6 protein-coding genes are annotated in these 8110 nt (G+C 41.4%); 3 read left to right on the top strand and 3 right to left on the bottom strand.

What is annotated here, in order from left to right; translation table 11 throughout:
• Nucleotides 1-1459, top strand: a 1459-nt coding sequence (locus AC5GD6_RS05800) for a C40 family peptidase (RefSeq protein ID WP_491846440.1), incomplete at its 5' end; no start/stop codon positions are given.
• A 211-nt stretch (nt 1460-1670) separates the two neighbouring features.
• Here the strand turns inward: AC5GD6_RS05800 and AC5GD6_RS05795 are convergent.
• Entirely contained in the window at nt 1671-4106 is a 2436-nt protein-coding gene (locus AC5GD6_RS05795) for a KUP/HAK/KT family potassium transporter (protein ID WP_416447883.1), read from the bottom strand.
• A gap of 125 nt (nt 4107-4231) precedes the next feature.
• On the opposite strand from AC5GD6_RS05795, the gene AC5GD6_RS05790 reads away from it, so the two are divergent.
• Both AC5GD6_RS05790 and AC5GD6_RS05785 read left to right on the top strand, forming a co-directional pair.
• Nucleotides 4232-5797: a S10 family peptidase gene (locus AC5GD6_RS05790; RefSeq protein ID WP_491846439.1), complete on the top strand. Its 1566-nt coding sequence runs from the start codon at nt 4232-4234 to the stop codon at nt 5795-5797.
• Nucleotides 5798-6310: 513 nt separating this feature from the next.
• Nucleotides 6311-6913, top strand: a complete 603-nt coding sequence (locus tag AC5GD6_RS05785) for a DUF4097 family beta strand repeat-containing protein (RefSeq protein ID WP_473225673.1) — start codon at nt 6311-6313, stop codon at nt 6911-6913.
• Nucleotides 6914-7003: 90 nt separating this feature from the next.
• On the opposite strand, the gene AC5GD6_RS05780 is transcribed toward AC5GD6_RS05785, so the two are convergent.
• A complete protein-coding gene (locus AC5GD6_RS05780; RefSeq protein ID WP_491846438.1) occupies nt 7004-7381 on the bottom strand; it encodes a type II toxin-antitoxin system death-on-curing family toxin in 378 nt (125 codons plus the stop codon).
• The gene (locus AC5GD6_RS05775) at nt 7378-7626 is read right to left on the bottom strand and encodes a hypothetical protein (protein ID WP_473225671.1); all 249 of its coding nucleotides are present in this window, start codon (nt 7624-7626) and stop codon (nt 7378-7380) included. The genes AC5GD6_RS05780 and AC5GD6_RS05775 overlap by 4 nt, the downstream gene beginning before the upstream one ends.
• Between the last annotated feature and the right edge of the window lie 484 nt (nt 7627-8110).

Genomic DNA, 8110 nt, shown 5'->3' with positions numbered 1-8110 from the left:
CTATAACGAGTGGGTAAAAGATTCTAAAGGTAACTGGCTTCACACCGATGGTAATGGTTGTCTTGTTAAAGGTTGGTATCATGCACCTAATGGTAAATGGTTCTACTTTAATAAAGACAACTACCAGATGGTAACAGGTAAACTAACCGATGATCATAAAGACTACTGGTTAGATGAAAACGCAGGACTTTTGTATGACTCTTGGATTCAAGTTAGTCAAAATTCCTGGATGCATACTGATAGCAATGGGGTATTAGTTAAGGGCTGGTATACCATTTCTAACGGTAAACGTTTCTACTTTGACCCGCAGGATCTACTCACGCGCTTTAAAAAAGTTGCAGTAGATAATCATTTCTACTGGATAGATCAAGATGCAGGACTCTTGTACAATACCATAGTAACCGATGGAAACAGCAAATTCCTTATTGATGAAAATGGCCAAGTTCAAGGCCAAATTACAGCTGATGTATTTATTGCTTCTGATGGATCAACTCCTACAGGCTTAATTTCTGCGTGTGGTAAGAACTTTTATGTAGATCCTCATTCAAAAAAACTCCGTAAGGGTACTTTTACGGTTAATGATCTCCATTTTTATGCGAACGACGATTATGTTTTGTTGGATCATACTGAAGAAATCAACGGTAAGCTCTACGCGTATTCAAAGCTGGGTACACCATGCTCTGGCTGGCTTTATAGCAATGACGCATGGTATTATACTGCCGATGCGTCTGGCTTATGTGCCACTGGGTGGCAAAAAGTAAACGGAGTTTATTATTATCTTGATCCTACAACCTATCAAATGCAAACTGGTTGGTTAACCGATCCAACGGGTGTATTTTACCTTGAGTCAAACGGCGCCATGCTTGCAAATTGTGATACAACTATTGATGGATATGTATATCGCTTTGATTCTAATGGTCGTTGCGATAAAGTGGGTTATCAAAATCCTGCAGGTTATTTCCGTGTATCATCGTGGAATGTACCTTCGGTGTGGGGAGCTCCGTATCCATTTAACTATATGACGTCTTCGCGTATTGGCGTGAATGCCTCAAGACAAGAGTGTATTGATGCTTTTCTAAGCCGTGCTAAAGAATATATAGGTACTCCGTATGTATGGGATTATGCATGTGCTCCAGGTGTTGGAACCGATTGTGTAGGACTTGTCATGCAATGTGCATATGCTTGTGGTATGGATTTGGGCGAATTTAATCCATATGATCACTGGGCCACAGGCCCTTATGGTTGGCATAGTCATGATGCTAATAATTTATACAATAGTGGCATGTATCAAAGCATTAATCTTGCAGACAGACAACCAGGAGATCTCATATTCTGGCGCGGTCATGTTGCAATTTACTGTGGCGGTGATTGGATCATAGAAGCTTATCCGCCTGACGTACATTGGAGCCACTTGTATGATCATGGAGCTCCTATTGGTTGTGGAAGAATCTTTATCTAGCTTGTCTTGCGCGCGCTCATATGAGCGCGCGTTTTATATGAAGGCTCTTATTTGTTTATTAAATGACAATCTTGTGGATCAACAGCAATAACACGTTGAAAACCAACAAAGTTTGAACGATATACCCATATATAAATGGCTCTTGACTGTATTCTAAACAGCGCTCAAGAGCCATTTTAGGTAAACACTATGAAATTAAGCCTGTGAGTACTTATTGCGTGTGTTTAGGCGTATTACGCGTGTTAGAAGGATGAGTTGTGAGGCCATGCGGCAGATTATGCATGTCCTGTGCTTCGGGCTCAAAAATGCCCGTATCAGTGCCTATAAATTCTTCGCCTTGATAGCTATACTCATCATCTTCACTATCATCGTTGTCATCCAGTCTAAGCGGTCTAAAGCTAGCTGTATCTCCACCAATAAGGGAGTGCTCAACCGACTCATACGAATCTGCAAGTTCGTGTTTAACGCTGGCAGAAAAGATATCTTCATCACTGTCGTCTATGTTCATAACTCCTGTTTGTTCAGGAGAGGGGTTTACGTGAAGTGGTTTCATAATGCGTGTAAGGCGGTGCTGCTGTTTTGCTCGTGTAAAGAGCGGTACATACTCAAAAATAATGCTTGAGTTTTCAAGGCCATACCATTTGACAGGCGATCCGCAAAGTCTGCGAATAATATATTTAGCTTCAATTACCACGCGATTAAGACCCGAGATATTGGTTTCGGGCGACAAAACCTTACGCAGCATGCAGAATCTAAAGTCGCCAACGTTGCTATTTTCTCGATAAATTGAATACTTGTGATGCTGAGGGTGCAGAATTCGCGCATCTACCATATCGGAAACAATTTGATACAGATAGGTGTTAATGCGTTGGTTTACTCTAAATCCAAGACGGAGCTGTACTTTAAAAATAAAGTTGGTACCAAAGTTTTCGACCAAATATTCGTGAGTGTATGGTTCATTGGTAACTTTAATATTCACAAACCAGTATGCTTTTGCACGTTTTGGACGCTTATCCAAAATTGAGTATAAAATATCTCGGTCAAGACGGTCTTGTGATGAGTCATTTGATAAAAAGACAATGTTGTCAGCGGTAAAGGGGAATTCACGGTCGCGTTTAAGACGGCGCAGCTGATCGATATATTTAACGATGGGTAAATAGACGGTTTGTGTATGTTCTACTGCTGTTGCGCGCCTCCATATATACATAATGGCAAACATTGCTGCTGCCATAAGCACGGTAAAATATCCACCATGGAAAAACTTGGTGAGCGATGAGAAGAAAAACATCAGCTCAATTGCACCAAAGAACAAACCAAAGATAATAGCTGCAGGTTTGTTACGCTTAATTGAAGTTAAGTAGGTGTACAACAAAATGGTGGTCATTAACATGGTTGCGGTGATAGCCAGACCATAGGCAGCTTCCATGTGGTTTGAAGTTTGGAAGATAAGCACAACAAGTATGCATGCAAGCCACATGGTATTGTTAACAAGCGGGATATAGATTTGACCTTTATTAAGCGATGGATAATTTATTTTCATATGTGGCATAAGGTCTAAGTGAATTGCTTCGGAAATAATGGAATACGAGCCAGTAATAAGTGCTTGAGATGCAATAATAGCTGCTAGTGTAGAGAGTATAACTGCAAAGACACGATAATTTGGATCGATCATCTGAAAAAACGGATTTAAGTCGTCCATGCTTGCAAGACCTAATGATGAGTTATGCACAAGTATCCATGCACCTTGTCCTAAATAGTTAAGGATAAGGCAGGCCTTAACAAAAGGCCACGTTGCAAAAATATTGACCTTACCAACATGACCCATATCACTATAAAGTGCTTCTGCACCTGTGGTACAAAGAAACACGTTACCAAGCACCATTAAGCCAGCTGCATTTATCTGACCATTAAACAAAAATACAATTCCACGGATGGGATTAAGCGCGCGCAAAACATTTAGATCGGCGCATAAATTGAGAAGACCTGAAATGCCTAAGTAGAGAAACCATACGGTCATGATAGGGCCAAAAGCCTTACCAATCGAGGACGTTCCTGATCGTTGTACAAAGAACAAAAGACAAATAATAGTGATGGTAATTATAACAACCACGCTTTGGCGTCCACCCATAAGCACGCGTATAAAAGGGATGGTTCGCAGACCCTCGATGGCGGTGGTAACTGTTACGGCAGGTGTTAAAATACCGTCTGCAAGCAGCGCAGCTCCGCCTATCATCGCAGGGATAATAAGCCATTTTCCAAAACGCTTTACCAGTGAGTACAGCGCAAAAATACCACCTTCATTGTGGTTGTCGGCGCTCATTGCTACAAATACATATTTTACGGTTGTAATAAGGGTAAGCGTCCAAATAATAAGTGAAAGAGCTCCTAATACAACATCTTCTTTCATGGTCATAAGTCCGCCGTTGCCTGTCATAATGGCTTTAAGCGTATACATGGGACTTGTTCCTATGTCACCATATACAATACCTAGAGTAACTAGCATCATGGACGCGCTTAAGGGTATAGACGGCATTTTAGCACGCGCTGTTGTAGCAATGCGACCCGTTTGTCCTATGCGACCTGTGACGTTTGCATGTTGTATCGACTGCATATTGTCACCAGATGCGCCAGAAGACGATGTAAACATGAACACCTAATTTCTTTATCCATTTTCACCTAAAAATTTGTAGGTTAACCCGTATAATAGGGGAACATACAAATATATATGTAATCCTATCCGATTTGAAAAGTTATGCAAGTAAGGAGATTTCTATGAGTGATACAACACCACAATCATTACAAGATGGCATTGCTGCTGCGCAAAATATTCAGCCACAAACCTCAACTCGCGCTTCAAAAATAAAGGACGCCTTTATTACTGTTCCTGCGCAAACGCGAATTGATTTGCCCAAGGCTGCGTCCGCAAACCTTGTATGGCGCGGATCACATGAAACATCAGGAGAAATGATCAGCTATCAAGCACAGGCATCTCATGTGGATGTACGTTCTGATACAGGAGCACTTATAGGTAATATGTTTTCTATGTCCTATCTTGCTTTGGACGAAAATGGAAAAACGCAAAGCACACGTCCTGTTACCTTTGCTTTTAACGGCGGTCCTGGATGTGCTTCGGTACCTATCAATTTTGGTGGATTAGGCCCTCGCCGCGTTGTTTCAAATGGCGTTAAGCATCTAGGTACGCCTATTGAAGTTGAGGATAATCCATATACCCTTTTGCGTTCAACCGATCTGGTATTTTTAGATGCATTGGGCACTGGTTGGTCAACTGTTGCCGAAGGTGCAGATACTTCGTCTATTTTTGGCGTCGATGGAGACGCTGACGCGTTTTGTCGCGCAATTACCACCTGGCTTGAGGAGCATAACCGCTGGTTGAGCCCTGTTTATCTGTTTGGTGAGTCTTACGGAACTACCAGAAATGCAGTTTTGATGCGTCTTTTGGGTGAAAAAGACATCAAAGTTGCAGGTGTAACCATGTTGTCTGCTATTTTCGACTTTGCCCAGGTAGAAGAGGGTAGTGACCTCTATCATTTAGGCATGCTTCCAACTATGGCTGCAACGGCTCATTTCTTTGGTAAAGCAGGCACACAAGAAACTATCGAATCATGGTTTGATAAGGCACTTGTATGGACCGATAAATCACTTGCCCCTGCACTCTTGCAAGGTGACCGCCTTGATGCAAATGAGGAGGAGCGCATTGCACAAGAGATGAGTCACTTTATCGGGTTACCTGAGGCTCATATTCGCGCTTGTCATTTACGTATTACGCTCGATGATTTCCGTCGTAATCTTTTGTACGAACAAGGACGCGTGGTAGGGCGTTTGGATATGCGTTATTCAAGTGATGCTCCTGTTGCTGTTCAGTCGAGTAGTTCTTGGTTTGCATCGCAAGATCCTGCTGATGATGCAGTTGAGGCAAGCTGGACAAGTGCATTTAGAGACTTTTGTCATAATACCTTAGGATATTCATTTAAGACCCCGTATATGTCTATGAACTATGATCGCGTAGGCGTTAACTGGAAATGGGAACATACTACACCAGGCAAAGATGGCTCAAGCATGTCTGCTAACGTTGCATACGATATAAGCGTTGCTATGCGTAGAAATCCTTGCATGAAAGTATGTATATTGGGCGGTCGCTACGATGCAGCAACTACCTATTGGAATGTTCTTCACGACATTTCATGCCAGTTCCTTTCTCCCGAATTAAAAGAGAAGCTCGAGTGGCATTTGTATAATTGCGGTCATATGGCATATACCGATGCCCCAACGCTTGCGCAGCTTTCAAAGGATATGGAAGCGTTTTATAAGCAAGCATAAATAAGTATATAGGCACTCATGCATGAGCAATCATAAAGGTGCTCGTGCCGTTTGTGTTTACATTTTAGGCGCACCTGCATATGTTTCGTAGGTGCGCTTTTTTGTCCTATACCTCCGCTTTTTGAGCGCACGTATGCAAAAACGCAGGAAGTACGGCAGGTATTGTTCGCACATACGGTCGTGCCGAAATGCTTTTACAAAGCATTTCGCTTAATATTCGAAAAAAACCTTGTTTGACACGAGTTTTTGTGGCGCCGTGCCACAGGTCAAAAAACGTGTTTTGCATGTGCCCAGGTAGACGCGTTGATACTGTTTTAAGAACCTCTCAAAAGCGGTGCGAAGGGCAATTTTTGGCTTCAAAACTCGTGTCAAACGGGGTAATTTTCGAATTTTTCTCAAAAGTTTTGTAAGCGAGCACGCCAGCGGCTCCCTTGGTGGCTAAAATTCCTGTTAAAATATCTGCTCACCATGTATAATCAAAACAAGCAATCCAGTAACAAGGGAGACGGTAAAGTGCCAAATAGTAGGAAGTTTTTAGCACACACAAAAGATGTTAGTTTAACTGTGAGAACAGCTGAGTCTTTTAGTATTAGTTATGTTAATTGCGAAAAAGATATATTTAAGATCGAAGAAAATCAAGACGGTATAAAACTTGTGCAAACAGAAAAAGTTTCGGCTTTTTACTGGCTTAGGTGGCTGGCTAAAGGCAGTCCTGAAGTCATTGTTACGCTGCCAGACCGCATTGATTTTTGTGAGATTGAAGCTGAATCAAATCAAGTATTAGTAACAGATATTAAAGCTGACAAGGTTTATGCACAAGTCCATAATGGCAAGGTAGAAGCAAGAAATGTTCAGGCGAACGATGTTTTTCTGAAGTGTCTTAATGGTTCTGCTGTGGCGCATAATGTTAAAGTTGCCGCTTCTTGCATGGTGGATACGTTAAATGGTACAAGTATTTTAGAAGGAGAAATTACCAAGAACGCATGTCTTGAAGTGGTTTGTGAGAATGGTATTACCGAGGTTTCTGATAAGAATAAGGTCAATCTTGGATGTAGAACAGATGGATGTGCTCATTATGTTGTGCGTTGCTTGAATGGAAAAGCTGTAGTGAAGTAATACTTTTGTGATGTCTTATGTCCGCCACTGTAACCCGTTGCATCAAACAGACTTTGGCAGATCCTAAAAATGCTTCGGAATGTTGGATCATCAGGCTTGGTGGTTTTCAATCCAGTTGTAAAGGTCGTTTTCATCTGCCCTATCAGATGCAACTTTGAAAATAATATCGATCAGTTCTTCATCTTTATAAGACAGCACAATGTTGTTGAGTGCCAAAAAGATGAGCATAGCATGCGTACCAATGCGCTTGTTGCCATCTATAAAAGGGTGATTTTTGATAAGACCAAAAGCCAAGCGTGTCGCCTTATCTAAAATAGTTGGAAAAAGTTCACGCTTGTCAAATGTTTGCAGCGGAGTTTTTAGTGCAGAATCAAGCATTCCTTCATCACGTATTCCTAAAGAGCCACCACTTGTTTTAATTAGAGCCTGATGAAGATTAATCACCTGTTCTCGAGTTAAATATTTCACTTGGCAAGTTCCTCATAGACTTTTTTGTTCTTTTTGATAAACATGTCGGATAAAGCTGTAACCTCATCATTTGTTGCAAGAGCATTTTCATCAGCCTGAGCTTTTGGAAACTCTAAAATCACGTAGCGGGGCGCGTTATTTTTCAAAATAACAGCCGAGCCATATTTATCAACAAGCCGTGCAACTTTAGAAAAGTTTTGATTAGCTTCGGAAATAGGAACGAGTGTGTCTGTATTTACATTCATAGGTGAAACCTCCTTTTTAGGAAAATTATAGCATAGATTTTAGGATAAATAAATCCTAAGTAGTTTGAGCGTTACTTTACAAACGACATATAGCCTTGTGTAAATGGTCAAGTCCTAAACGTGGTGTAAATTCCGTTTCCTTCCTTTAGCCGTGACTCCTTTCTACGATGCCAGCAGTTGTCATTGCTTTTGAGCAATCGCTACAAGTTGTAGTGCAAGCTTGGGTGTCATTATATTCTTGTAAGTCTCAGCTCTGAATATCCGTTTTCTATGTACGAGCATTTCGCTTAATATTCGAAAAAAACCTTGTTTGACACGAGGTTTTGTTGCGCGGCAACACAGGATCAAAAAACGTGTTTTACATATGCCCAGGTAGACGCGCTGGTACCGTTTTGAGAACCTCTCAAAAGCGGTGCGAAGGGCAATTTTTGGCTTCAAAACTCGTGTCAAACGGGGTAATTTTCGAATTTTTCTCAAAAGTTTT

The organism is Fannyhessea sp. (assembly GCF_986145555.1).
The sequence above is the reverse complement of the archived record's forward strand: the minus strand, read 5'-3'. Positions and strand labels throughout refer to the sequence as shown.

Bases quoted from the DNA above. Each gene is read 5' to 3' on its own strand.
- AC5GD6_RS05795 (WP_416447883.1), bottom strand. From the start codon at position 4,106: ATGTTTACATCGTCTTCTGGCGCATCTGGTGACAATATGCAGTCGATA.
- AC5GD6_RS05790 (WP_491846439.1), top strand. From the start codon at position 4,232: ATGAGTGATACAACACCACAATCATTACAAGATGGCATTGCTGCTGCG.
- AC5GD6_RS05775 (WP_473225671.1), bottom strand. From the start codon at position 7,626: ATGAATGTAAATACAGACACACTCGTTCCTATTTCCGAAGCTAATCAA.